This window comes from Actinomadura sp. NPDC023710 (genome assembly GCF_040639875.1).
Taxonomy (GTDB): domain Bacteria; phylum Actinomycetota; class Actinomycetes; order Streptosporangiales; family Streptosporangiaceae; genus Spirillospora; species Spirillospora citrea.
Window position 1 is genome coordinate 11191 of record NZ_JBFAGB010000061.1, and the last position, 24083, is coordinate 35273.

Genomic DNA, 24083 nt, shown 5'->3' on the forward strand with positions numbered 1-24083 from the left:
GGACTCCCACGTCACAGCGCGATGGTCTCGCATCATCGCCTCCACGCCGCCCGCGTCAGAGGCGTACTCGCTACGCAGGGAGCGCATCGCCGTCGCGGCACCAGTTTGATACCGAACAGAACATGAAATCTATTCGATTCTGATCCGCCTCGCGCTCCTTGTGGCCCGAGGCGCCTGGCTGTCTTGTCTCATCGGGCCCGAGGCGGTCTCGTTGATCATGAGGCACTGTCGTGGGCTGATGCAGGACCGGTCGCAGCGATCGAGCACACCACCCACTCGAGCACGACGGCGGGCACTCGGTGAGCTGGCGAGCCACCCCGCCAGAACGTGTGCTCCGACGTCCTGGCCAGGCTGGTCGCGCCCAGCCCGCACCCTGCAGTACCGGGCGCTGCCCGCCGCGGCGGCAAGCCGCGTCCTGCAACAGGAAGTCAACGCAGCGACGTCGCGCTCCCTGACGTCCTCTGGCCATCGGTGCCCCACCTGCGAACGCAACTGTGTTGCGCTATGGCGGGCCCCTTTTCAGGGTCGTCGTCCTCCTGCACCAGTCAGGGATGTTCGGTCAGCCCTTGATGGCGCCCTGCGTGATGCCATTGACAAAGCTGCGCTGGAACGTGATGTACACCGCGACGATCGGGGCGATCACTATCAGGCACGCGGCCGACAGCAGGGGGATGTCGGTGGAGTACTGGCCCACAAAGAAGCCGAGGCCGGTCGGTGCGTTGCGCCTGGAGGGATCCTGCATCATGACCAGGACCAGCAGGAACTGGTTCCAGGACCACATGAAGTACAGCACCGAGAGCGTGGTGATCGCGGGCCAGGAGATCGGGAGGAGCACGCGTGCCAGCACGACGAGGTCCCTGGCGCCGTCGATGCGCGCCGCCTCGACGAGTTCGTCGGGCACGCCCGAGAAGTGGGCCTGCATCCAGTACACGCCGAACGGCATGAACAGCGCCGCCTCGGCCAGGATGACGCCGGCATAGGAGTTGGTGAGACCGATCTCGCGCAGGTTGAAGTAGAGCGCGACCACCACGAGTTCGACGGGGAGCGTGAGGCCGAGGACGAACCCTGCCGACAACGTCCGGTTGCCCCAGACCTTGAGGATCGTCAGCCCGTAGGCGGCGAGGGTGGCGAGGATGACGGCGAGCGGCACGACGCAGAACGTGATCAGGGCGCTGGAGCGCATGAGGGCGGTGAAGTTGCCGCGTTCCCAGGCCTTGCCGAAGTTGCCCCACGACCAGCGGTCGGGGATGCTCAGTCCGCTGATCGGCGAGCCGGCGGGGTGCAGGGCGGCCAGGATGATGCCGAGGAAGGGCACCAGGACCGTGCCCGCCAGGAGGATGAGGAGCCCGTACCGGACGGTGGCTCCACCGCGTGCCGTCACGTCGTCTCCCTGGTGAAGCGGCGGATGAGGCCCACGATGGCGATGACGATGACGGTCAGCACGACGGCCAGCGCGCTGGCACCGCCGATGTCGCCCTCGTTGAAGGCCAGCCGGTAGACCAGCAGCGCGGGCACGTTGGTCTGTCCGGCCGGGCCGCCGTTCGTGGTGACGTAGACGAGGTCGAAGCTGGCCAGCGCCGCGATGGTGGTGATGACCCCGGCGATGGTGATCTCCTTGCGGACCCCGGGCAGGGTGACGTGGCGGAACTGGCGGAACGATCCGGCGCCGTCCAGGGTGGCCGCTTCGTAGAGCGCCGGGTCGATCTTCTGGGCGCCGGCGAGGAAGAGCATCATGCACAGCCCGCTCATCGCCCAGGTGCCGATGAATCCGAGCGCGATCAGCGCGAGGTCGTAGTCGCCCAGCCAGGCCCGCGTGAACGAACTCAGGCCGACCAGGTCGAGGAGTTGGTTGACGACGCCGGACTCGCTGTAGAGCCACCGCCAGGTGACGCCGACGGCGACCAGCGGCAGCACCTGGGGCAGGAAGAACACGATCCGGAAGAACGTCATGCCGCGGCGGATCCTGCCCATCAGCAGGGCCGTCATGAGCAGGCCGGCCACGACGGGGAGGAAGGAGAAGAAGACGATCAGGATCAGGCCGTGCAGGACGGCCTCGTACAGCGCCTGCTCCTGGAAGATCCTGACGTAGTTGTCCAGTCCCGCCCAGGTCGGCGCCAGGATGCCGTCCCAGGTGAAGAACGACAGGCGCAGCGTGTTGAGCGCCGGCCAGATGGCGAATCCCGCGTACACCGCCAGCGCGGGCAGCACGTAGAGCCAGCCGCGCACCCGCCTACGGTTTCCGGGCGGCAGGCGGAGCCGGCCGGCCGCAGCGGCGGCCGGCGGGCGCGACGGGGAGACCGCCGTGGTCACCTCAGGAGCCATGGTGGTCGTTCCATGACTTCTGCAGCGAGCCGAGGAAGTTGTCGGCGGTCATCTTGCCGCTGATGAGACCCTGGATGCCGGGCGTCAGCTGGTCGATCATGCCCGGGGAGGCGAAGTCGGGAAACGGGACGATCCCGTTCTTCTGGGCCACCGGGCCGAACGCGGAGCGGATCTCCCCGCGCAGTCCCTTAGCGTCGAGGTCGGCCTTGGGGTCGACGGGCATGAACCCCGTCTCGAACTGGATCTTCGCCGCCTCTGGTGAGGCGAGGTAGTCGAGGAAGGCCGCGGCGACGTTCGGGTGCTTGGTCTTGGAGGAGATGGCGAAGGCGACGCTCGCGCCCGAGGCGACCGCGGGCCGGCCGGCCGTCGCGGAGGGCAGGAGGAAGAAGCCGACGTCGTCCTTCAGCTTGGACTCCATCATGGCGGCGGTCCAGTTGCCCGTGATGATGAAGGTGTTCTTGCCGTTGGCGAACGCCGCCTGCGCGTCGGTGTCGGCCGTGGCGTTGGACGACGACGGGATGTAGCCCTCCTTCGCCCAGTCGATCACCGTCTGGGCGGCCTTCTGCGCGGCCGGGGTCTCGATCGTGGCCTTCGGTCGGCCGTACGCCCAGGAGCGGTAGGCGGAGACGTCGCCGGTGACGTTGAGCAGCGCGTTCCAGACCTGGAAGCCGCCCACTTCGAGGGCGCCGACGCTCAACGGCGCCTGGCCCGCGCTCTTGGCCTTCCGCATCGCGGTCTCGAATTCGGCCAGCGTTCGCGGCGTGCCCTTGACGCCCGCCTTGGTCAGTAGCGACTTGTTGTAGAACACGCCCAGTACGGACATCGCGCCGGGCGCGGCGTACAGGCCGCCGGTGCCGAACTGCTTGGCCGTCCTGTCGGAGCTGAGGACCTCCAGGCTCGACTTGGGGAACTTGGCGTCCCAGCCGTACGCCTTGGCCCAGGGGTCCAGGTTCAGCACGAGGCCGGCCGGGACGAGGGAGTTCATCGCGCCGGGGTTGTACTGGGCGATGTCCGGGGGCGCGCCAGACGACATCGACAGCTTGATCGACTTGACATAGTCCTTGAACTGCGTCTGCTGGGGTTTGATCGTGACGTTCGGGTGCTTCTTGGTGAAGCCCTCGATGAGCGCCTTGGTCGGCGGGTCGTCGGTGTAGGCCATGGTGAGCGTCACCGGCGCGCCGGGAACGTTCGTCGACACGTCGATCTTCTTCGTCGCGCCCACGTCGGGGCCGCCACTGCCCGCGCAGGCGGTCAGGGCGAGCGCCACCGCGGTGCCGAGCGAGACGAACGCCGCTCGACGGCTGGCTGGTGCCGTCATTCGCATGGAGAACTCTCCTTCGTCGGATACCGGCGCTGACCGGTAGAGGGACCAGCGGGATGCGGGGGGCGTCTGGTGTCCTCGAACACCGTCACGAGGTCTCCTGACGGCTGATCTTGCGAACGCCGAACTTGGTCCGTTCGATCTCGTTCAGGGAGTGGCGCAGGGCGCCGTGGACGACGGCGTCGTCCTGGAGGGACGAGACCTCCAGGACGGGCTGGTCGAGAGGCTCGCCGGACAGGTGACCGCGCACGGCGGCGAGCAGCGGTTCGCCGCACCGTGCCATGGGGCCTCCGATGACCACCAGCCGCGGGTTGAGGATCGCCCGAATCACGCTGATGCCCTTGGCGAAACGCCGCGCGACGACGTCGATCGCCGCCAGCGCGGCCGGAGCCCCGGCGGCGACGGCGTCCACGACGGCGTCGAACCCGAGGTCACCCGCGGCCTCGATCCGCGCCCGGAACGCCGCGTCGCCGTCACCTTCCGCAGCGGCCATGGCCAGCCGGACGATCTCTTCGCCGCCGACCCGCTCCTCGAACGGACCGAGCCCGTGCGGATGTCGGGGTGTCGCGGCGGGCCCCGCTCCCCGGTCGTCGCAGAACAGGTCGAGGAAGCCCACGTCGCCCGCGTCATTGGAGGCGCCGCGGTACAGCTCGCCGTTCAGCACGATGCCGGCGCCGATCCGTTTACCCCAGTGGACCATCACCATGGAGTCCTCGCGCCGCTCGGTGCTTCGCCAGCGCTCGCCGTGGGTGGCGAGCTTGACATCGTTGTCGAGATAGACCGGGCACCCGAGTACGTCCTTCAACCGGCGCACGAGGATGTCCCCGGCGAGGCCCGGCATGCTCGGGATGAGCTTGACGACCCCGGCCTCCGGATCGACGATGCCGGGCGTTCCCACCGAGGCGAACCAGACGTCGCCGATCGTGATGCCGGCGGACGCGAGCGTGCGTCCAGTCGTGGCCAGGAGCGTCTCCACCGCCTCGGCGCCGCCCACGCCGGCGCCTAGCTGCACCACCTCGATGGCGGCGACCGTCCCGGCGAGGTCGGCTATCGCGACCCGCAGGTCCTGCGGACTGATCGAGAGACCGAGCACGTGGCCCGCCTCCGCCCGGAAGCGGACGAGCTGCGCGGGTCGGCCGGCGCGCGTCGAGTCGCGGTCGAGGGACCCGAACTCGACGAGGCCCTCCTCGACCAGCGCGTTGAGGGAGCGCGTGACCGCCTGCCTGGAGAGGCCGACGGCCTTGGCCAACGCCGACACGCTCATGCCGGTCTCGGTTCGCAGTCTCCGCAGGATCGCGGCGGCGTTGACCTCCCGCATGAACTGCGTGCCCGCGGCGACCAGTTCCTCCATCGACCCGCCTCCTGACCTCGATCACGGGTGCCGTGCCGGTACGCTAGCATATTAATTATGGATCGTACGGAACTAATTTGCCCAGGGGTGTGACCTGCGATGTCGGCCGGTGACGGCGGGCGGCCACCGCCCTGGGCGGGGGCCGTCCACGGGCTCGCGCTCCGCGTGCTGGGACCCGCTGCGCGATACCTCCGGCTCGTCATGCTCGGCGGCACGGGCCGCAGCTATGAGTACGAGGCGCGCGGTGGTGTGCTCACCATCGCCGCGACGGACGGGGTGAGCGCCTCCGTCGGGCTCCATCAGTACCTGCGGGAGCAGTGCGGCCTCTCCGTCGGCTGGGACACCGTGCTGCCGTTGCCACTGACGTCGTTGCGGGAGAGCCCGCCGCGCCAAGGCTCAGCAAGGGTCGAAGAGGGCTACTACCTCAACTTCTGCACGTTCAGCTACACCATGCCCTACTGGAACTGGCCGGACTGGGAACGCGAGATCGATTGGATGGCCCTGCACGGCGTCACCATGCCACTCGCGATCACCGGCCACGAGGCCGTGTTGCGGGCCGCCTACTCCGTCCTCGGGCTCGACGACCAGACGATCCGAGGCTTCCTCGGCGGGCCGGGCTACCTGCCGTTCCAGTTCATGGGCTGCCTGGACGGCTTTGCCGGCCCGCTTCCCTCGTCCTGGATCGAGAGCCACCTCGAGCTGGCGGCACGCATCCTCGACCGCGAGCGCGCCTTCGGCATGACGCCCGTGCTCCCCGCCTTCACCGGGCACGTCCCGCGCGAGATCGCGGCATCGGCGCGGACCGGTCGCCGCGACTGGCAGGGCTTCGAGACCGTGGTCCTGGACCCGGCCGATCCGCTGTACGAGCGGGTCTGCGCCGAGATCACCCGCGCCCAGATCGCGCTCCTCGGCACCGACCACCGGTACGCCGCCGACCCGTTCATCGAGATGACCCCGGTCGATGCCGACCCTGCCTTCCCGGGAGCCGTGGCGGCGGCGACGCTCAACGGGTTGCGCGCCGCCGACCCGGACGCGGTCTGGGTCATGCAGGCCTGGCCGTTCTCCTACCAGCGTGACTTCTGGACCCGCGAGCGCGTCACCGCCTTCCTCAGCTCGATACCCGACGACCGTATGCTGGTGGCGGACCTGTGGGCGGAGCACGATCCGCAGTGGAGACGCCTTGGCCAGTTCGCCGGGAAGCCATGGCTCTGGTGCGCGCTGCTCAACTTCGGCGGCCGCACCGACCCGGTCGCCGACCTGCGCGGAGTACCGGCCGCGATCGAGGCCGCGCTCGCGGCGCCGAACCCGCCCACCGGGCTCGGCCTGGCCATGGAGGCCACTCACAACAACCCCGTGTTCTTCGAGCTCGTGACCGACCAGATCTGGAACGAGATCACCGACGTCGATGCCTGGCTCGACGCCTTCGTCACTCGGCGCTACGGCGGGCCGGGCGCCTGGACGGCGCCGCTGCGAGCCGCCTGGCAGGGGCTTCTGGACAGCATCTACGACGCCTGCGGTCTGCGGATCTTCCCCGAGCAGTTCAACGGCGTGATCACCTCCAGCCCGTCGTACGCACGGATCCCCGAAGCCGTCCCGCAGGTACGGGCCGAGGTCGACCGAGCCCTCTGGTACGAGCCGGCCGTCCTGGCCGACGCATGGGAACGCATGATCGACGTCGCCGAGCGGCACGGTGACCTCGTGGCCGGTCCACTCGGCCACGACCTCGCCGAGGTGGGCATCGCTTTCATGGCCCGGACCGCGGACCGGCTCTTCCTCGACGTCGTGGAACAGGCCGTGGGAATGCTCATGCCCCCCGGCGCGAGCGTGCCGCCGCCCGGCGCGGACGTGCTGCCGGCGGTCACCCGCTTCCTGCGCGTGTTCGGCGACCTGGACCGAATGCTCGCAGCCCGGCCCGAGTACACCTTCCAGCACTGGGAGTCGAAGGCTCTGTCGTGGGCCACGACCCCGGCGGACCGCGACGTCCTCCTGGACAACGCCCGCCGCATCATCACGGCTTGGGGCCCCACGGCCAGTCCCCTGCTCGACGACTATGCGGGACGGCACTGGGCCGGACTCGTGGGCGGGTACTACCGCGACCGCTGGGAGTTGTGGACGCGCGGGCTGGACGACGCCCTCGCCGAGCCCGGCGGCGACCATGAGACCGGACTCCAGGAGCGGCTCCGCGACCGCGCGGAAACCTTCCTGCGGGAAGGGCCGGCACCGGCACCGCCGCGCTGGGGCGACCTCACCACGGAGTCGCGCCGCCTGTTCACCGCGTACGCGGGCCGGAGCGGCCCGCTCATGCGTCCGTCCGACCACGATCGACGAGGAGCACGATGACACAGGCGCTTCCACCGACGGAGCACCGGAACCCGCGCACGACTGATATCGACACGCTGGGGTCCGCGGACGTCCTCCGCCTCCTGGTCGACGAGGACGTCCATGCGGTCGAGGCGGTCCGCGCGGCGATCGGCCCGCTCGCCGAGGCCGTGGACGAAGCGCGCCTCCGCCTCGGCCGGGGCGGGACCGTGCACTACTTCGGCGCCGGCGCGTCGGGACGGCTCGCGGTCCTCGACGCCACCGAGATCACACCGACCTATGGCGCGTCGCGCGATCTGTTCACCGCCCACTTCGCCGGCGGGTCCACCGCCGTCGCCGACTCCTCCATCGACCGTGAGGACTCCGAGGCGATGGGCGCCGCCGACGCGGACGGGCTCGACGCCGACAGCGTGGCGATCGGGATCACCGCATCCGGCACCACCCCCTACGTCGCCGGGGCGCTCCGTGCCGCCGGGGCGGCCGGTGCGTTCACCGTGCTGGTCACCTGCAATCCCACGGCCCCGCTGCGCGAACTGGCCCGGATCAGCGTCGTCGCCGACACCGGGCCCGAAGCCCTGACCGGCTCGACCCGGCTCAAGGCGGGCACCGCGACCAAGGTGATCCTGAACGCGTTCTCCACGGCGCTCATGATCAGGATCGGCCGGACGTACGGCAATCTCATGGTCGGCCTCGTCGCCAGCAACACCAAGCTCGCCGACCGGGCGGTGCGCCTGCTCACCGAGGCGACCGGCCTCGACGCCTCGACCTGCGGCACCGCCCTGGCCGAAGCGGGCGGGCACGTCCCCCAAGCGCTCCTGCGGTTGCTCACCGGCTGCTCCCCCGAGCAGGCGAAGAGCGCGCTCGCCGCCCACGTGGGCGTCCGCGCGGCCGCGGCCGCGCTGGACGGCCTCCGATGAGCCGACTCGGCCTCGTCGGCGTCGATGTCGGCGGCGGAGGGATCCGGGTGCGCGCCGAGTCCGCGGGCACGGTCGCGCACGCGGAGAACAGCGTCCCCGTGCCCCGGGACAAGGGCAGGGTCGACCTCGGACGGCTCGCGCCGCAGATCGCCGCCGTCATCGACGGCGCGGCCCCCGAGATCGACCGGTTCACCAGCATGGCGATCGGCATCACCGGGTTGCCAGGCCTGGTCATCGACCCGGAAACGCTGTGGCCCCCTCTGCGGGACCGCTTCGGCCTGGACACGCTCATCGTCGCCGGCGACGCGGTGACCACGCACATCGGCGCTCTCGGATTCCGGCAGGGCGTCGTCGTCGCCGCGGGCACCGGTGTCATCACCCTCGGCACCGACCTCGACGGCATCTGGAACCAGTCCGACGGGTGGGGCCACCTTCTCGGCGACCATGGCAGCGGCGCCTGGATCGGCATGCAGGGCCTGCAGGCCGCCCTGCGCGCGCACGACGGCCGGATCGGCGGCTCACCCGCCTTGCGCGAGCGCATGACCGCCCATTTCGGCCACCCCTTCGACCTGGTCGCTTTTGTTTACGAGTCGGAGTCAGCGGGTCACCGGCTCGCCTCGTTCACCCCGTCGGTCGCCGAGGCGGCGCGTGCCGGGGATCCGGTCGCCCTGCAGATCTGGACCGAGGCCGGCCGCCAGATCGGACAGACTGCGGTGGCCGCCGTGTCAGGCGTCGATCCGCTCTTCTCCTGGGGCGGCCGGCTCTTCGACGCGGCCGACCTCCTCATGGAGCCCTTTCAGCACACCATCCAGGCTCTGGTTCCCACCGCCAGATTCGTCCGACCGCTGGGGACCTCCGCCGACGGCGCGTTCGCGCTGGCCCAAGCCGCCGCCAACGGATCGATCCGCTCGCACCCTCCCTACGTACACGTCTTCACCACGCACCGGTCCCCGGTACCGGGCCAGGACTCGATCAGACAGCTCTGACCAGCCGGCCTGCGACACGGGTGTGTCCACGGAGAAGGGCGTCTGTCAGCACCCTTGCGACCACGACGAGGTTGCTCCAAGCCGGTCCATGCTCTGCCCCAACGAGATCCAGGCCCACCACGCCTGCGGCCTGACGAGCGGTGGCTCAGGTTGCCTGAGAAGCAAGAACTGACTCGGTGCTGGGCCGGCGAGATTCGGCGTCGATCGCGTCGCGGGACTCGGCGCCGTCGAGGCGGGCGCGCCGGTGCGGCCGGTCGCGGCTCAGCCGACGGGCTTCTGCGTGGCGGCGGGCTGGCGTCTGGGCATGATCGGCTCAGGCCCGGCAGCCCGACGGCGACTACGGATCGTATCCTCGTCGTGTGTTCGGGGTCGGCCGCGCGCTTCGGACCCATAGGCTTGCGCAAGGCGCAGCACCCGCCGGAAAGAGGAGCTGCGTCATGATCGCAACCGATGAAGTGCTGATTGCCGTGCTGGCCGAGCGCACAGGGCTTAGAGGTCGCAACAGAATCAGCGGGACGTGATCTCGCGTGTCCCGATGACCACTCCGTAGGCTCGGGAGCCAGCCGGGGAGCCGATTCGTACGCTTCGCAGATTCCCGAAGCGCTCAAACAGATGGTCGATCGTCGTGACTGCGTCGTCCTGGTGGGCCGAGTTCGGTGGCGGAAGCTCACTGGCCGCCTTGAGAACCTTGCGCTTGACAGGGGAGCGGGATGACGGTCATGGGCAGCGCGGCCGCGGCCTTGTTGGGTCCGGGCTCGATGGTCGCTGTCCGGGCCGCCAGTTGCGGTCCGCAGGGCTCGTCAAGGTGATGTGCATGTTGGTGAGCGGGCTCTGACCGGCTCGCCGCCATCGGCGGAGCGAAGGACCAGGTCGTCCACCTCGGCGCGCAACTCCCCGGCCTGGCCGGAAGCGTCGGCCACGGCCTGGCGCAGGTCCGCTTTATCCAGGATGCCCGCCACGATCTGCGCAATGCTGGTGATCTGAGCGCCTTCCGCGTTGAAGACCGCACCGCCCGCCGCCAGCGGAATCCGCTGGAGGCGCCCATCGCGGTGAACGTGACCGGAGACTGAGATCAGCCGATCCCTGCTCACCTCACGGAACTCCAGGCGCAGGCGCCCCAGGCGGCCGAGGGGCCCGTCGCTGGGGATCGGTCGCTCGGGGGTCACCAGTTCGATGCCGTAGTACCGGGCCTTGGCCACCGCGCCCCCGGTGAAGCCGCTGGAGGAGACCAGCACCATCTGGTCCAGTTCCAGATCCGCAGTTTGGTGCGTACCTGCTCTGCCCAAGCGATGTCGTTCGCCCTGCGATGGTCGCGGCATTCGACACCGATCCGAAACTTTCTGCCCTGGACACGGCTGGTGATCAGCACATCGACCTCGCGTGGACCTGCGCCCGTGCGGTCGGATAGCAACGCCGACTCAGTCACCGTGGCGTGCGCATCCACATGCGACCTGACGAAGTAGACGACCGCCTGGAAGTCGTTTGAACGGGCCCAACCTTCGCTCACCGGGAGCCGTGCCGCCCGTACCTCCGGTAGGTCGAGCCGAATGCTGCTCACCAGGGAAGTTGCCTCGCCTACAGTCTTTCAATTGATGGTTTGTGAAAATTCATGCTGCTTTGAATGCATTGACACCTTCCAGTCCAACAGGGTGCACTTCGGGACAGCTCATCCCGAATGAGTGACTCGTCCCCCATCCAGCCTGGCGACACGGGCGTCGCGGAGCGCTCCCACTCGGCTTCGGACGCCCTGTGCCGCTGGGCCCGTGGAAGGAGCACCCCTGTGAGACACCAGACCGCGATCGGGGCGGCGGCGCTGGCGGCCGGCCTCGCCGTGGCGATGTCCGTCCCCGCCACAGGAGCGACCGCCCGCACCACCCCGGCCAAGCCGAACCCCCGCACGCTCGCGGCGGTCTCGGCCGACACCTTCGTGGCCGCCAAGCAGGCGGAGCTCATGAAGGCCCCGAAAGACAAGATCTTCCGCACGAACGTCACCTCGGGCCTGCGCGGCCTGCAGTACGTGGAGTACCAGCGCACCTACGACGGCCTGCCGGTCCTGGGCGGCGACATCGTCGTCACCACGAACGCCGACGGCGGTGTGCTGAGCACCTCGGTCAACCAGACCGCGACGCTCAACATCGGCACCAAAGCGACGATCAAGGCGGCGCAGGCCGCCACGGTGTCGCGTGCCAAGGTCGCGAAGGTCGACACGGTCTCCGCCCCCCGCCTCACCGTGCTGGCGGAGGGCAAGGGACGCCTGGTCTACGAAACGGTCGTCTCCGGTCACCAGAAGAAGGGCGAGACGAAGCTGCACGTGTTCGTCGACGCCAAGACCGGCAAGGTCGTCCGGACGTTCGATGACGTCCGCGACGCCGCCGATGACAGAAGCTTCTACCACGGCACGGTGGACCTGAGCACCGCGGCGACGTCCATGAGCGACCCCTCGCGTCCCGGCCACCAGTGCGGCGGCCAGGGCGGCTCGGCCTACACCGGCACCGACAGCGCCTGGGGCAACGGCAGCGGGACGAACCTGGAGACCGGCTGCGTGGACGTGCTGTACGCGGTCCAGAAGGAATGGGACATGCTCAAGGCGTGGCTCGGCCGCAACGGGACGAACGGCAACGGCCGCGGCTTCCCCTCGCGCGTGGGTCTGAACGATGTCAACGCCTACTGGAACGGCAGCTACACCAACTTCGGCCACAACCAGTCGAACACCAAGCTGGCCACGTCCGTCGACGTCGTCGGCCACGAGAACGGGCACGCAATCTTCCAGACCACGCCCGGCGGCGCCAGCGGCGGCAGCGGCAACGAGAAGGGCGGGATGAACGAGTCGGCCGGCGACATCTTCGGCGCGCTGACCGAGCACTACATGAACGAGCCCTCCACCTACGACCCGCCGGACTACCTGGTGGGCGAGGAGGTCGACCTGGTCGGCAGCGGACCGATCCGCAACATGTACAACCCCTCGGCGCTCGGTGACCCGAACTGCTACTCGTCCTCGATCCCGAGCACCGAGGTGCACGCGGCGGCCGGCCCGCAGAACCACTGGTTCTACCTGCTGGCCGAGGGCTCGAACCCGACCAACGGCAACCCGACCAGCCCGACCTGCAACAGCTCCAAGGTCACGGGCATCGGCATCCAGAAGGCCGGCCAGATCTTCATGGGCGGCCTGAACCGCAAGGTGACGAGCTGGAGTCACGCCCGCGCCCGCGTCGCGACCCTCCAGGCGGCCAAGCAGCTGTTCCCCGGCTCGGCCACCGAATGCAACGCGGTGAAGGCCGCGTGGAGCGCCATCAGCGTCCCCGCGCAGAGCGGCGAGCCGACCTGCTGAACCGTCCGACAGAGCACGTGGGACGTCACTAACGACCTCCCGGCACGCCCGGTGCGGGGCCGACCCGCACCGGGCATGCCCGGCTCCGCTGGGCGCCTAATCGCTGCTGAAGGCGCTTGCGTTGCCGACAGCGCCTCCAACATGGCCGGCAGGGAATGGGCGCTTCGTCAACTGCCGCGCCTTCGAGCCCCCAACCACGCAGGGCCCAGTTCGGAACGCCTCAGCAGGTGGCGAGCATGATCTGCAGTGCGGTTTTCTCGGCGGGGTCGAAGGCGCGGCGCCGGGCGGTGGTCCAGGTGTTTGCGCCTGAGCGCCAGGCCTGGGCGAGGGGAACCATGTGGTCGATGCCCAGGACGTCGCACTGGGCCCAGGTCGCCCCGTCATAAAGGCTGGACCAGGTCCCCGACACGGCCTGGCATTCGGCGTTGGTGCGCACGTTCTCGCCGTTTCGCTTGAGGACGGTTTCGCAGGGGCTAGCACGTCCCGGAGATGGTGATCCAGTGCGGGAACTTCGCGCGGTTGTAGCCGTCCATGGATCCCTCGGGAGCCACGGTCGGCTCGGCCAGGTGGGCGCGGGCGGATCGCCCTCCGCCGGCGAGGTGCTGCTGTCCGAGGGGCCCACCACCTCGCGGCCCCAGCCATACGACGTCCTCGAGACTAGGAGGCCTCTCCAGCCACATCGTCAACGGCACAACCTTCATCCAGACCGACATCGGCGCCGAGCCACCGATCGAGGGAGTGCTGTTCACCGCGCTCAGCGGCGGGGAGTAGTTCCACGGCATGCGTCCGCCCAACCCTTGAACCCGCACTAGGCAAACACCCCAGATCAAGGAAGCGTGGCCCGATGGATTTTGAACAAGTGGCTGGCCGCGGCGAACGCCGAGTGGAGCAAGATCTTCGGCCCCTTCGACCCGCACCCGGCGTTGGCCGTCGACGACAGTCGGTTCGCCGCCGCGTTCGAGACTTTCACCGAGCGGCTGAAGAACAATTATCCCTTTTTCCATCCCCGCTACGCGGGCCAGATGCTCAAGCCGCCCCACCCGGCAGCCGTGGTCGGCTACCTGACTGCGATGCTGATCAACCCCAACAACCATGCCTTGGACGGCGGGCCAGCCACCGCCACGATGGAGCGCGAGGTGGTCCAGCAACTGGCCACGATGTTCGGGTACGGCACCTACCTCGGGCACCTGACCACCAGCGGCACGATCGCCAACCTCGAAGCCCTCTTCGTTGCCCGCGAACTGCACCCCGAGAAGAGCATCGCCTACAGCACCGATGCCCACTACACACACGGCCGAATGTGCAACGTCCTAGGGGCGGAGGGCTTTCCCGTACCCACTGACGCCTTTGGCCGCATGGACCTCGACGCGCTGGAGGAAGGACTTCGCGGCGGACAGGTCGGCACCGTCGTCCTCACCGCCGGGACGACAGGGCTCGGTGCCATCGAACCGGTCCACGAAGCGCTGGCGCTGCGTGAGCAGTACGGCGTGCGGATCCACGTCGACGCCGCCTACGGCGGATTCTTCACCCTGCTGGCGGGTGCAGACGGCCCGGAAGAGCTGCCGGTTGAGCCCTGGCAGGCGGTCGCGAAGGCCGACTCTGTCGTGGTGGACCCGCACAAGCACGGTCTCCAACCCTACGGTTGCGGCGCCGTCCTCTTCCGTGACCCCTCCGTTGGCCGGTTCTACCTGCACGACTCGCCGTACACCTATTTCACCTCCGACGAACTGCACCTGGGCGAGATCAGCCTGGAGTCCTCCCGGGCGGGCGCCACAGCTGCCGCCTTGTGGCTCACTTTCCAGCTGCTGCCGCCTACCCGTGAAGGGCTGGGCCAAGTGCTGGCGGCCGGCCGTCGGGCGGCGCTGCATTGGGCGGATCTGATTGAAAACTCCGAATACCTCGAGCTCTACCAGGCCCCGCAGCTCGACATCGTCAGCTACTTCCCAGTCACCGCTGGCCACGCCCTCTCAGCGATCGACGCGGCCAGCAACCGGATTCTGCACGAGGGGATGACCGACAGTCAGGACCCGATCTTCCTCAGCACAATCCGTCTGGACGCCGTTCGCTTCGCCGGCCACCCGGAGGTTGCCGCCGACGCCGCCGGCGCGCGGATCTTGCGCAGCGTGCTGATGAAACCCGAATTCGAGACCCACGTCGAGCACCTGCACCAGCGGCTGGAGGAACTCGCCCGCTCATGACCTGACGGCACGCCAGCACACATGATCGACCGCCTCGTCCACCAGGCCGAGGTCATCAGCCTGAAGGGAGACAGCTACCGCATCAAGAACCGCCCCGGCCAGTAACTCCTCGAAGGCGGTGGGCGCGCCCGCCGCATCCTCCAACCTCCCGGTGATGGACCGGCCGGGCCTGAGGCGCGTGCGCCCACCGCCTGGTGGGTGGTGGGCGCACGCTGTGGCCGGGGTGGTGGGGATCAGGTGCGCTTGCGGCCCTTGTGGGGGCGGTTCTGGTCGCCGGGAATGATCTGCCGCCGGGTGGTGTCGGCCTGGTCCTGGATGGTGGTCAGGATGTGCGTGGGGAGGTGCTGGGCGCGGAAGTGGTCGACCATGCGGTCGAGGGCGGCGCTGGCGGCTGTGTGGTCGCCGGCCTTGGCGTGGACGGTGGCCAGGCGGCGCATGGCGGCGTTGAGGGTGATGTCGTTGAGGCCGCCCGGGCCGGTGGAGGCGTCGACGGCGGCGGTCAGCTGGGTGACGGCGTCTTTGGTGTCGGGTTGCCGGATGTGGAGCCGGCCGTCGCGGATGTGCTGGTAGTGGCGGCCGGCGTTGGCGCCCTGGGCGAGGTGGGAGTAGACGGCCAGGGGGTGGTCGGGGAAGCGGTCCGACAGTTCTGCCAGGGCGTCGTTGCCCGCTTGCAGGGCGGGTGAGTCCGAGCCCAGGAGGGCCATCAGGGCGCCGGCCTGGTCGCCCATGAGCAGTTCCCCGGCGTCCTGGTCCTCGCCGGTGCGCGGCAGCCGGATCCGGATGGTCAGGTCGGATGAGACCACGCGGGAGCCGTCGGGTGCGGTGTAGAGGGCGCGGACGGTGTAGAGCCCGGGATCGGTGAAGTACTGGCCGTCGGCGCCCGCGCCCAGGTAGGCCGACTCGTACAGCGCGGGCGCCTCGGCGGTCAACGTGGTCAGGGTGTCGTCGCTGTGCCCGTTGCACTGGCGGGCCAGCGGCCGGAACGGCCGGGTGATGCCGGAGGGGGCGGTGATGGCGATGGTGAGGTATTCGCTCTTCGGCGACAGGTCGCGGTGCACGGTGACATCACGGCCGTCGCGGGCGAGTTTGATCTCGACGGTGACGGGCTCGCCATAGGCGAACGGCCGGGCCGACAGGGTGAGGGCCAGGCCGGAATCGTCGGCGATCGGGTCGTCCATGGCGGCCAACGCCGGGTCTTGGGTGTTGTAGGCGGCGCTGCCCTGCGCTGCCCAGTTGGCCCCGCCGGGGATGATGTCGTAGCGTAAGGCGTGCCGCAGGTGGGCGAGCTCGTTGTCGGTGAAGGTGAACGGGAACCGGCTCCAGAAGACGTCCCAGCCGCTACTGCCATCCTCGGCGGTGTACAGGTTCCAGTATTGCATCCATGACAGGTCGCCACGTCCGTCTCTGGGGCCGAGCGGGGCCCCGGAGTCGTTCTTCTGCCACGAGTGCTGCAGGTTGAGGCAGTGGCCGAGCTCATGGACGTACAGGCCGAGGATGAAGTAGCCGGGCTCACGGCTGATCTGGTCGTAGAAGACGGCCATGCCCTGCCGCTGCTTGCCCTCGTTGACATCGAACATGACACCCGTGCTGTCGTTGACGTGCCGACTGGCTACGAACGCCCACAGCTTCCACTGCTCGGTCTCGGCGTGGCCGGAGAAGTTGTGGAGCATCGCGGTGTGCAGTTCGGAGTCCGACCATTTCAGGTCGGTGCCGGAGTCGGCGGTGCCGACCTCGTTGACCGTGCCCGCGGAGCGCAACTCGATTCCCGCCTCAGCGAAGGCGGACGCGATGGTCAGCTGCCGGTCGACGTAGTCGGGCGGGCCCGCCACCGCATCGGTGGCGGTGTTGTAGGAGGCCAGCGCGGCCCGGTTGGCCATCGCGTCGATCTCCAGGTCGATGGTGCGCAGGTGCGCCGACTCGTAGGGCAGAACGTAGGGGACGACGTTGCCGTCGTTGAAGCGCAGTTCCAGCCGCAGGTTGGGTGTGGGGGAGCCCTCGGCCACCCGCGGAATGGTGATCTTGGCGGTGCAGCCGACGTACGGTGGTTTCCACTGCACGCTGCCGACGGCGGTCACCTCGGTGGCCGAGGCGGCGAGGGCCGGCGCGCTGACGCGGAAGGAGTACAGGAAGGACCGCGTCGCGCCGTTGACCTGGTCGATGTCGCCGCTGAACTGCCGCGTCGCGCCGAGGCCGTTCAGATCGACACGCACGGTGACCGGGTTGGGTGCGGCCGAGGTGGACCAGCGGCCCACGATCGGCTTGTACTGCGTGGTGTAGGGCGCGGGCAGCGCGGCCAGCTCGGGCATCAGCGTGGTGAGCGCGCCGGTCTTCTCCGGGCCGGTGTTCCAGTTGAACACGCACCCGTTGCCTCCCTTGATCAGCAGGCTGCGCTTGGCGCTCGACACGTCCGGCAGCGGCAGGACGTGGTCGTAGTCCCGCAGCCACTCGGCCGGCAGCTTCGCCCAGCCCGCGGTGGGCTGCGCGCCCTCGTAGATCCGGCACTCCCGGGTGCAGCCGTTTCGCCAGTCGATGGTGGCTACCCGGTCGTTCTTGAACACATAGGTCGTCCAATAGGGCGACTCGGCCGTGGAGTCCATCAGCAGCGCGTCCACGCCCTCGCGGTAGCCGGCGGGCAGCATCGTGCCCCAGGCCGGTAGTCCGTCGGCGTGCCTCAGCTCGGTGACCGGCCCCTCGCTGCGGACCTTGGTGTCCCAGTGGTACCAGCACACCCGGTCGCCTTTGAACAGCAGCATCTGCCAGGACCCGCCGGTCATCGGCAGCATCAGCGCGCCCTCACAGGCACTCTTGTACGGTTCGGGAATACCGTTCAGCTTCCCGCTGTGAATGCTCGTGGCGCCGATCGGCCCGTTGTGGTCCAGGCCCGCCGCGCTGGTCTGCGCCATCTGATCGCCGCGCACGAACATCGCTTTCCATGCCCCGGTCGGCAGCACCAGCGCCGAGTTGTACCCGGTGTTCTTGATCCGCATGAAACCCACGTAGAGCAGCCCCTTTGCTATGTACCCGGTTTCCGTCGAACCGGGTACCACGGCACTGTCCCCCCCGCCTTCCCAGGAGGGCAACCCGCACCCAAGGGCGCCACAGCAACGGACCGAAAACACAAGCCCCAAAACCACGCGCATTTCCGGGCAGGAGCGGTCAGCTCCCCACCGTCGAAGCGATCCAGCTACCACGACAGCACTTCCCGCCCGAAGCGATGCAGGCAAGCCGGCGCAACGCGACACCGGGCTGCTTCCGCCCGTCCCAGTCCACTTATCCGAATTAGCCGCCCAGTCACCCAGCGTGCTCAGCTTGGTGTTTCACCCCAGACTCGGGTGAGGCTGCGCGGGCGCCTGTTAACTGGAGTGGCCCGTGGGATCATTCGCCAAGCCACACCCACCACGGGCCAACACCGGTCATGACGCAATTGGGCCACTGACCGGGTAGGGCGCGCCCGGCACCGCTCTGGGGGCAGGCAATCGCACCGCTCTCACCAGAGCCACCGCTGGACCCCTGTGTGCATGGGCCTACGGACATCCGTGCTACGGACTTCGGAAATCGACACCCGAACCGGGCCGGACGCTGTCCAGGAGTGTCGAGAAAACATGTTGGAACTTCCGACTATTCATCTGGCCTTGCCCCACCCTTTTCCGTGCAGGCGTACGTATCGAGAGAGCCCTATTGTGAACACTTTCGACCGGCGCCCTGATCGGATGTGCGCGGGTGTCGGCGGGGGCGCGGTGTTCGGACCCGGCAGGTACACGCGCTGGGGAGCAGCCGGATGCACGTAGGTCTTCGGCCACATGAGGTTCCGGCAAGAATGCGCCAAGGGAGTGGCACGCCGATAGGAAAGACCGGACCGGCTTCTCAGAGAGTTCGGACGGGCCTGGTGCCTCCAGCTACCGTGGTTTAGTGCGGTCGTGGCAGCGGGGCGTTAATTATGGGAGATCGCAACGGGCTTGATCTTCCCTGATGTGCGCTGAGGTGAAGCGAAGGGTGCTCTCTGACCTGCGGCTTTATTGAAAGGCGGCTTCCCCTGGGGCTTGATTGATCGTGTTCACACCAAAGAGGCCACTGGTTCGAACCCAGTATCGCCCACCCCAATTTTCCCAAGGTCAGAGCGTTGTTCTCGGCGCGCTCTCGTGTGTCCCGATGACCGCTTCGCAGGCTCGGGAGCCAGCAGGGGAGCTTCGCGAATTCCCGAAGCGCTCAGACAGACGGCCGATGATCGTGACTGCGTCGTCCTGGGCGGGCCGAGTACGGCGGCGAAAGCCGCCCCGGCCCATTGAGAACCTGCCTAGAAGATCTTGTGAGGGGCTGTCCGGCCGTGGGCTGGACAGCCCCTCTGTGGTCAGGGCGTGGCTGGGGAGAGGTGCCAGGTGTGGTTGGTTCGGGTGAGTTCGAGGTTGATGAGTCGGCGGAGGTTGAGTGCGGCTGCTCGGGTGTGGAGCCAGGCGTCGGCTTTGATGGTGCCTCGGTGGCGGAGGCGGCGGTTTCCGTGGTGGACGAGCCAGGCGACGGCGCGTTCGACCGGTGGTCTCCAGCGGCGGTAGTCGGTTTGCCGGTCCGGATCGCCGGCCGCTTGGAGGCGGGCGGCGGCTTGGAGGTCGTAGTGGGGGCGGATGGTCAGGATCCGCCGGTCTTGTCGTTGGTGCACCGCTCGCACAGGGGGCACCCGGTGCACAGCTTCCTGAACATGGCCTTGCGCTGGTGGTGCCGCCCGCCGGGGTCCGATAAGGGGGCGGTGTGCCCGGCGGGGCAGGTCACGGCGCCTGTGGTGGTGTTGATGACGAAGTCGTCCAGGGTAAAGCCGCCGGGGACGGCGGAATCGTGACGGACGTCGCCCGAGACGGGGTGATGGCCCAGGTGGAGATCACCACTGGCCCCTACCGGGTGGTGTCTCTGATGAGCCGGGAGGCCGCCGACCAGCTCGAACTGCAGGCCGGCGTGCCCACCGAAGCAGTGATCAAGTCCACAGACGTCGTCGTCGAACGCCACGCTGCCGGCTGACCGCCGCCGGTTCACTCCCGAGGAGTTGCTTGGTCATGCTTGCGACGGCCGCGGCCGGTTGCGGCGACGCCGACAAGGCGAGTGGCTCTGGTGAGAGTGACAAGACGGTGACGCTGTTCGCCGCCGCCGGCCCCGCCACGACGAATGTCCCTCGAACAGGACGTCAAGGGCGCCTCAACAAGGTCGCTCTCGGCAAGGCCGACGCCGCGCTGGTCTACCGCACCGACGTCCAGTCCGCCGGCACCAAGGTGCACGGTATCGACTTCCCCGAGTCTGCCAAGGCCATCAACGGCAACCCCATCGCCACTCGGACGAAGGCGCCCCAGCCCGCCCTGCCAAAGGAGTTCGTCCAGCTCGTGGTGTCGCTGCAGGGCAAGGGCGCCCTGGCCGCAGCGGGTTTCGAGGCCCCTTGACCTCTCCCCACCTGTCGCCACCGCCCCCGGTGAGACCCGCCAGCGGGCCTCACCCGCCGTCGACGGCCACGATCACATCGGAGGCTATGATCCGCGATTTCGGCGGCGCAGGACGCGCGCAGGTCCGGACGTGGACGCGAAGGCCAGAACACTGTGAATGCCCGAAGTTGGCGACCGTTTCGGCCAGTTGACGATAATTCTTGTAGGGAACAGGGACTATCCTCGAATGTATGTCTGACCGTGCCGCTCGCAGCCAGAACACGCCGCTGGTCGCCGTGGTCGGTGGCGGTGCGAGTGCGACGCTCGTCGCCGCGCACCTGTTGCGGCGCGCCGGTCCGGTACCGCGGCTGCTCCTCATCGACAGGTGCGGCCTGCACGGCCGAGGGCAGGCGTACTCCACCGAGGACCCGAACCATCTGCTGAACGTCCGTGCGATGAACATGAGCGGCGTCCAGGATGATCCCGGCCATCTGGTGCACTGGGCACGATCGCAGGGGCTCGAAGTCTCCGGAGACGATTTCCTGCCGCGGACGCTGTACGGCCGCTACCTGCGGGATCTGCTAGACACCACGGCTGGGCGGCATGGGCAGGTGACCGAGCTGACCGGCACCGTGGTGTCGCTCGTGGCGGAGCCCTCGGCGGCGGGCTGGCGGCTCGGCCTGGCCGATGGCACCTCCTACCGTGCCGATGCGGTCGTGCTGGCGGTCGGCAACCAAGCGCCGGGTCGCCTGCCATGGGAGCCGCCACGGCCTCGGTACATCGCGGATCCCTGGCGGCGTGGAGCGTTGGACGGCATCGACGACGGCGAGCCCGCCCTCATCGTCGGTACCGGGCTGACCATGGTCGACCTGGCCATCAGCCTGACCGGACGGCATCCGGACCGTGTCGTCTTCGCCCTCTCCCGCCACGGGTTGCTGCCCCGGCCCCACCATCCGCCGCCCCGCCCGCCTGAGGCCCGGATCGTCCTCCCTGCCGAACCGCTGACCCTGCGTGAGCTGCTGCGCTGGGCAAGGCTCACCGTCGCCGCGAACGGCGGGGAGTGGCACGGCTTCGTCGACGCCGTCCGACCGCATGTCCCGGCCCTGTGGCAGAGGCTGTCCGAGGCCGACCGGCGACGCTTTCTGACTCTGGTCGCCCGGCACTGGGAGGTCCACCGCCACCGGATCCCACCCGCATCCGCTGCCCGGATCGACGCCCTGCGCGCCGCTGGACGCCTGCACATACTCCGCGGCAGCATCGACGACATCCGCGCTGTGGCAGAACGCGGGCTCTCGGTGCGGGTCAGCAGCGGCGGGAAGATCTCGAATCTGGAGGTCGGCTGGCTGATCAACGGCACCGGACCCGCCGCCACTCCCGGGACCGACATGCTGCTGTCCAGCCTCGTCACCGCCGGAATCGCTCGCCCCGGACCTCTCGGTCTCGGCCTGGACGCCGACTCCGACGGCGCCGTACGCGACGCCGCAGGCCGTCCCCACGAGAACCTGTTCACACTCGGACCGCCCCTGCGCGGTGTCCGCTATGAGACCACCGCCATCCCCGAGATACGCGCCCAGGCCGCCGCCCTTGCCGACCGCCTGATCCTCTTCAGCCGCCCCGACCACCGAGAGCGCGGTAGGCAGAGCCAGCCCACGCCGTTCTAGGCAGAACAGCCGTTCACCTCCCAGCGTCGGCATCTGCCTACGCCCAACGGACAGACTGATGCCGTCGCCGGGCGCTCTGGAGGCTCGCGTCACCCGGTGGGTCGCGTAAGACTCGAACCCGCAACCTACGGATTTGAAGAATTGACGTTCTGCCCCAAGTTCCCGCAGGTTAGAGCGTTCTCCTCGGCGCTCTCGTGTCTCCCGATGACCGCTTCGCAGGCTCGGGAGCCAGCAGGGGAGCCGCCTCCCTCAGATTCGTACGCTTCGCAGATTCCCGAAGCGCTCACGCGGGTGGCCGATCATCGTGAGTGCGTCGTCCGGCGGCCGGTCGAGGTCGGCGACGATGGCCCCACTGACTGCCTTGAGAACCCCGTTGGCTGACTTGGAGTCGTCTGCGTTCTCGGCCCGCACTGCGTCCGCTGTCTGCGCTTGGTCGAGTAGCGCCCACGGCTTTAGCGCTGACCGCAACGACCGTCCGAGGCGCTCGACTGGCCTAGCTGGGCTGATGTGGAGACCCTCCGCGATCGCTGTACCAGGCAGACGGCTGACCTGGAGTTGAGGGAGGGCCCTTCGGCACTTTCGGTTTCGACCCCAAATCCTCCGACCTCCAGCGTTGGTGCCGCTCGTCCGCGCTCGGCCAGAGGGCGGACGGCTCCGGAACGGGCTCCAGTTCGGTGGTGGTCGGGGTCTCTCCTGTGGGGAGACCGTTGGTGTGGGCTCAGTGATGACGTTGGGTGCCGAGCGCTGGAAGTCGAGCCGTTCTTCGGTCGTGAGCGACCGCTCGCCATTCGCGCGAACCGCTACCGGAACATCCGGAGGTCGCGGGATATATCTGGCTGCTTCAGAAGGTTCGGGCGGAGATTGTCTTCATGGTGTTCGGCCAAGACACTGAGGTTGCCGAACGCTACCTCAGGCGTGTGCTGGGGGACGTCAATTGGCGGCCCGGCCTTCACCCACCTTCCCTACGACGATTACCCCATCCTGTACGCCAACCTCATCAGGCATGAGAAGTTGAGCACACGAGACCGGATTGTCCCGTACACGGTGTTCATCGACCCGCAGCTTGGCCGCGTCGGCATGACCGAGCGTGAGGCCAAGGCGGAAGGACGCGCGATCCGGGTGGTGAAGCTCCCGATGAGCGCCGTCATCCGAGCGATCGAGACCGGGGAGACACGCAGTTTCATGAAGGCCGTCGTCGACGCGGATAGCGGGCATATTCTGGGCTGCGAAATCCTTGGCAGCGAAGGCGGCGAGATGATGACCGTGAGCCAGGTCGCCATGCCGGGCAAGCTCACCGCCACTGCAATGGCGGACGCGATCTTTACGCACCCGCTTCTGGCGGAAGGCCTCAACACCCTCTTCGCGATGCTCGACGCCTAAGGTGGCCAACAGTCGGTACCGGCGTGCGAACCGGTCACCGGGCGGCGCATCTGTGAGGAGTCACGGGCCCCAGCGCGGACGGGCTGCTTATCGCGTCGTGGCTGAGACCCTGAGCATCAACCCTGGCGCGGCGATGTTATGACAGGCTCGATGGCGGCAATGACTCCCTTGCCGGCGTGGGATCCAGGCGAGTGTCAAGCGGGGGCGTCATGAGTCCGAAGATCGGTCATAGCGGTGCCTGTCGTCATTGCGGTGATCGGCCCGACCGCCGCGGTGGTGTACGTGCGGCGCGGTCGTCGAGACGGGTGGCCCCCAGGGCGGGCCGGCCCCCGACCCGTGTGAAGCCGCGACGGCGCTGATCCGGCCGTGGAATTCGACGAGATCGTTGACGATGTCGGCCGAGCGGTGGATCTGGCCGGTGTCGCGATCATCGTCTGCGGTGCAGTGGCCGCCACCGCCGTCTTCCTGTCACGGCTTTTTGGGCGCCGGCAGGGACTTCCGGACCTCTACCGGCTCTACCGGCAGAACCTCGGTCGGACGATCCTGCTCGGCTTGGAGGTGCTGGTCGCCGGCGACATCATCCGCACCGTCGCGGCCTCGCCGACGCTCGGCAGCGTCGCCGTCCTGGCCGCGATCGTCGGTGTCCGGACGTTCCTGAGCCTCTCGCTGGAGATCGAACTGGAGGGCCGCTGGCCGTGGCGGAAGGCCGCGGCCGGAGTGGACCGCGATCGCGGGTAGCCAGGTCGCCACCGGCACGTGCGCTGGCCGGGGCTCTTGCTCGGCGACCCGACGGCCGCGGCCTGGCCGGCGCGCACCGCACTGGCCGCAGGCTCCCACATGCTGGCCGGGGCTGCCGCCGACGCCGCGCAGCGTCTGGCGGACGCCCACCCCGATCACCGGG

The 24083-nt window shown here is 68.8% G+C and carries 18 protein-coding genes and 2 pseudogenes; 11 read left to right on the top strand and 9 right to left on the bottom strand.

Annotated elements, in window-relative coordinates; genetic code table 11:
• Positions 1 to 559: 559 nt before the first annotated feature.
• From AB0H37_RS41370 to AB0H37_RS41385, 4 genes are all read right to left on the bottom strand, one after another.
• Entirely contained in the window at positions 560 to 1381 is an 822-nt protein-coding gene (locus tag AB0H37_RS41370) for a carbohydrate ABC transporter permease (protein ID WP_329089301.1), read from the bottom strand.
• Positions 1378 to 2322 (bottom strand): sugar ABC transporter permease, encoded by a 945-nt coding sequence (locus AB0H37_RS41375; RefSeq protein ID WP_360618104.1) that lies wholly within the window; start codon positions 2320 to 2322, stop codon positions 1378 to 1380. The genes AB0H37_RS41370 and AB0H37_RS41375 overlap by 4 nt, the downstream gene beginning before the upstream one ends.
• Positions 2312 to 3640: an extracellular solute-binding protein gene (locus AB0H37_RS41380; RefSeq protein ID WP_360618106.1), complete on the bottom strand. Its 1329-nt coding sequence runs from the start codon at positions 3638 to 3640 to the stop codon at positions 2312 to 2314. The genes AB0H37_RS41375 and AB0H37_RS41380 overlap by 11 nt, the downstream gene beginning before the upstream one ends.
• 91 nt (positions 3641 to 3731) lie before the next feature.
• A complete protein-coding gene (locus tag AB0H37_RS41385; RefSeq protein WP_360618107.1) occupies positions 3732 to 4994 on the bottom strand; it encodes an ROK family transcriptional regulator in 1263 nt (420 codons plus the stop codon).
• Positions 4995 to 5093: 99 nt separating this feature from the next.
• Between AB0H37_RS41385 and AB0H37_RS41390 the strand changes: the two genes are divergently transcribed.
• From AB0H37_RS41390 to AB0H37_RS41400, 3 genes are read left to right on the top strand one after another with little or no spacing between them, the layout of a single operon-like run.
• The gene (locus tag AB0H37_RS41390) at positions 5094 to 7334 is read left to right on the top strand and encodes an alpha-N-acetylglucosaminidase TIM-barrel domain-containing protein (protein WP_360618108.1); all 2241 of its coding nucleotides are present in this window, start codon (positions 5094 to 5096) and stop codon (positions 7332 to 7334) included.
• Positions 7331 to 8230 (top strand): N-acetylmuramic acid 6-phosphate etherase, encoded by a 900-nt coding sequence (locus tag AB0H37_RS41395; RefSeq protein WP_360618109.1) that lies wholly within the window; start codon positions 7331 to 7333, stop codon positions 8228 to 8230. Before AB0H37_RS41390 ends, AB0H37_RS41395 begins: the two co-directional genes overlap by 4 nt.
• Positions 8227 to 9216 (top strand): BadF/BadG/BcrA/BcrD ATPase family protein, encoded by a 990-nt coding sequence (locus AB0H37_RS41400; protein ID WP_360618110.1) that lies wholly within the window; start codon positions 8227 to 8229, stop codon positions 9214 to 9216. The genes AB0H37_RS41395 and AB0H37_RS41400 overlap by 4 nt, the downstream gene beginning before the upstream one ends.
• 800 nt (positions 9217 to 10016) lie before the next feature.
• On the opposite strand, the gene AB0H37_RS41405 is transcribed toward AB0H37_RS41400, so the two are convergent.
• Complete coding sequence (locus AB0H37_RS41405) at positions 10017 to 10454, bottom strand: hypothetical protein (RefSeq protein WP_360618112.1); 438 nt, start codon at positions 10452 to 10454, stop codon at positions 10017 to 10019.
• A 542-nt stretch (positions 10455 to 10996) separates the two neighbouring features.
• Here AB0H37_RS41405 and AB0H37_RS41410 point away from each other — a divergent pair.
• Positions 10997 to 12544, top strand: a complete 1548-nt coding sequence (locus AB0H37_RS41410; RefSeq protein WP_360618113.1) for a M4 family metallopeptidase — start codon at positions 10997 to 10999, stop codon at positions 12542 to 12544.
• 220 nt (positions 12545 to 12764) lie between these two features.
• Here AB0H37_RS41410 and AB0H37_RS41415 read toward each other — a convergent pair whose 3' ends face one another.
• The gene (locus AB0H37_RS41415) at positions 12765 to 12980 is read right to left on the bottom strand and encodes a hypothetical protein (protein WP_360618114.1); all 216 of its coding nucleotides are present in this window, start codon (positions 12978 to 12980) and stop codon (positions 12765 to 12767) included.
• Between the two features lie 37 nt (positions 12981 to 13017).
• Positions 13018 to 13326, bottom strand: a complete 309-nt coding sequence (locus AB0H37_RS41420; protein ID WP_360618116.1) for a hypothetical protein — start codon at positions 13324 to 13326, stop codon at positions 13018 to 13020.
• Between the two features lie 54 nt (positions 13327 to 13380).
• Between AB0H37_RS41420 and AB0H37_RS41425 the strand changes: the two genes are divergently transcribed.
• Together AB0H37_RS41425 and AB0H37_RS41430 are read left to right on the top strand one after the other, a co-directional pair.
• Positions 13381 to 14742, top strand: coding sequence for an aminotransferase class V-fold PLP-dependent enzyme (locus tag AB0H37_RS41425; protein ID WP_360618118.1), 1362 nt, complete (start codon positions 13381 to 13383; stop codon positions 14740 to 14742).
• 21 nt (positions 14743 to 14763) lie between these two features.
• A complete protein-coding gene (locus AB0H37_RS41430) occupies positions 14764 to 14847 on the top strand; it encodes an ATP-binding protein (RefSeq protein WP_360618130.1) in 84 nt (27 codons plus the stop codon).
• A 128-nt stretch (positions 14848 to 14975) separates the two neighbouring features.
• Here the strand turns inward: AB0H37_RS41430 and AB0H37_RS41435 are convergent, their stop codons facing one another.
• Together AB0H37_RS41435 and AB0H37_RS41440 are read right to left on the bottom strand one after the other, a co-directional pair.
• The gene (locus tag AB0H37_RS41435) at positions 14976 to 17729 is read right to left on the bottom strand and encodes a hypothetical protein (RefSeq protein ID WP_360618120.1); all 2754 of its coding nucleotides are present in this window, start codon (positions 17727 to 17729) and stop codon (positions 14976 to 14978) included.
• A 1361-nt stretch (positions 17730 to 19090) separates the two neighbouring features.
• Positions 19091 to 19506, bottom strand: a pseudogene (locus AB0H37_RS41440) (transposase).
• A gap of 57 nt (positions 19507 to 19563) precedes the next feature.
• Here AB0H37_RS41440 and AB0H37_RS41445 point away from each other — a divergent pair.
• The 5 genes and pseudogenes from AB0H37_RS41445 to AB0H37_RS41465 form a co-directional block, all read left to right on the top strand.
• Positions 19564 to 19749, top strand: a pseudogene (locus AB0H37_RS41445) (TOBE domain-containing protein); the annotation flags it as partial.
• A gap of 35 nt (positions 19750 to 19784) precedes the next feature.
• On the top strand, positions 19785 to 20162 hold the full coding sequence (locus AB0H37_RS41450; RefSeq protein WP_360618132.1) for a substrate-binding domain-containing protein: 378 nt from the start codon (positions 19785 to 19787) through the stop codon (positions 20160 to 20162).
• A gap of 230 nt (positions 20163 to 20392) precedes the next feature.
• Positions 20393 to 21802, top strand: coding sequence for an FAD/NAD(P)-binding protein (locus tag AB0H37_RS41455; RefSeq protein ID WP_360618122.1), 1410 nt, complete (start codon positions 20393 to 20395; stop codon positions 21800 to 21802).
• Positions 21803 to 22717: 915 nt separating this feature from the next.
• Entirely contained in the window at positions 22718 to 23182 is a 465-nt protein-coding gene (locus AB0H37_RS41460) for a hypothetical protein (RefSeq protein ID WP_360618124.1), read from the top strand.
• A gap of 366 nt (positions 23183 to 23548) precedes the next feature.
• Positions 23549 to 23920, top strand: a complete 372-nt coding sequence (locus tag AB0H37_RS41465; protein ID WP_360618126.1) for a DUF1622 domain-containing protein — start codon at positions 23549 to 23551, stop codon at positions 23918 to 23920.
• Positions 23921 to 24083: the final 163 nt, after the last annotated feature.

What these genes read in the sequence shown, in the direction of transcription:
- AB0H37_RS41375 (WP_360618104.1), bottom strand. Translation starts at nt 2,322, where the DNA reads ATGGCTCCTGAGGTGACCACGGCGGTCTCCCCGTCGCGCCCGCCGGCC.
- AB0H37_RS41380 (WP_360618106.1), bottom strand. Translation starts at nt 3,640, where the DNA reads ATGACGGCACCAGCCAGCCGTCGAGCGGCGTTCGTCTCGCTCGGCACC.
- AB0H37_RS41385 (WP_360618107.1), bottom strand. Translation starts at nt 4,994, where the DNA reads ATGGAGGAACTGGTCGCCGCGGGCACGCAGTTCATGCGGGAGGTCAAC.
- AB0H37_RS41390 (WP_360618108.1), top strand. Translation starts at nt 5,094, where the DNA reads ATGTCGGCCGGTGACGGCGGGCGGCCACCGCCCTGGGCGGGGGCCGTC.
- AB0H37_RS41395 (WP_360618109.1), top strand. Translation starts at nt 7,331, where the DNA reads ATGACACAGGCGCTTCCACCGACGGAGCACCGGAACCCGCGCACGACT.
- AB0H37_RS41400 (WP_360618110.1), top strand. Translation starts at nt 8,227, where the DNA reads ATGAGCCGACTCGGCCTCGTCGGCGTCGATGTCGGCGGCGGAGGGATC.
- AB0H37_RS41405 (WP_360618112.1), bottom strand. Translation starts at nt 10,454, where the DNA reads ATGGTGCTGGTCTCCTCCAGCGGCTTCACCGGGGGCGCGGTGGCCAAG.
- AB0H37_RS41420 (WP_360618116.1), bottom strand. Translation starts at nt 13,326, where the DNA reads ATGCCGTGGAACTACTCCCCGCCGCTGAGCGCGGTGAACAGCACTCCC.
- AB0H37_RS41430 (WP_360618130.1), top strand. Translation starts at nt 14,764, where the DNA reads ATGATCGACCGCCTCGTCCACCAGGCCGAGGTCATCAGCCTGAAGGGA.
- AB0H37_RS41435 (WP_360618120.1), bottom strand. Translation starts at nt 17,729, where the DNA reads ATGCGGATCAAGAACACCGGGTACAACTCGGCGCTGGTGCTGCCGACC.
- AB0H37_RS41450 (WP_360618132.1), top strand. Translation starts at nt 19,785, where the DNA reads ATGCTTGCGACGGCCGCGGCCGGTTGCGGCGACGCCGACAAGGCGAGT.
- AB0H37_RS41455 (WP_360618122.1), top strand. Translation starts at nt 20,393, where the DNA reads ATGTCTGACCGTGCCGCTCGCAGCCAGAACACGCCGCTGGTCGCCGTG.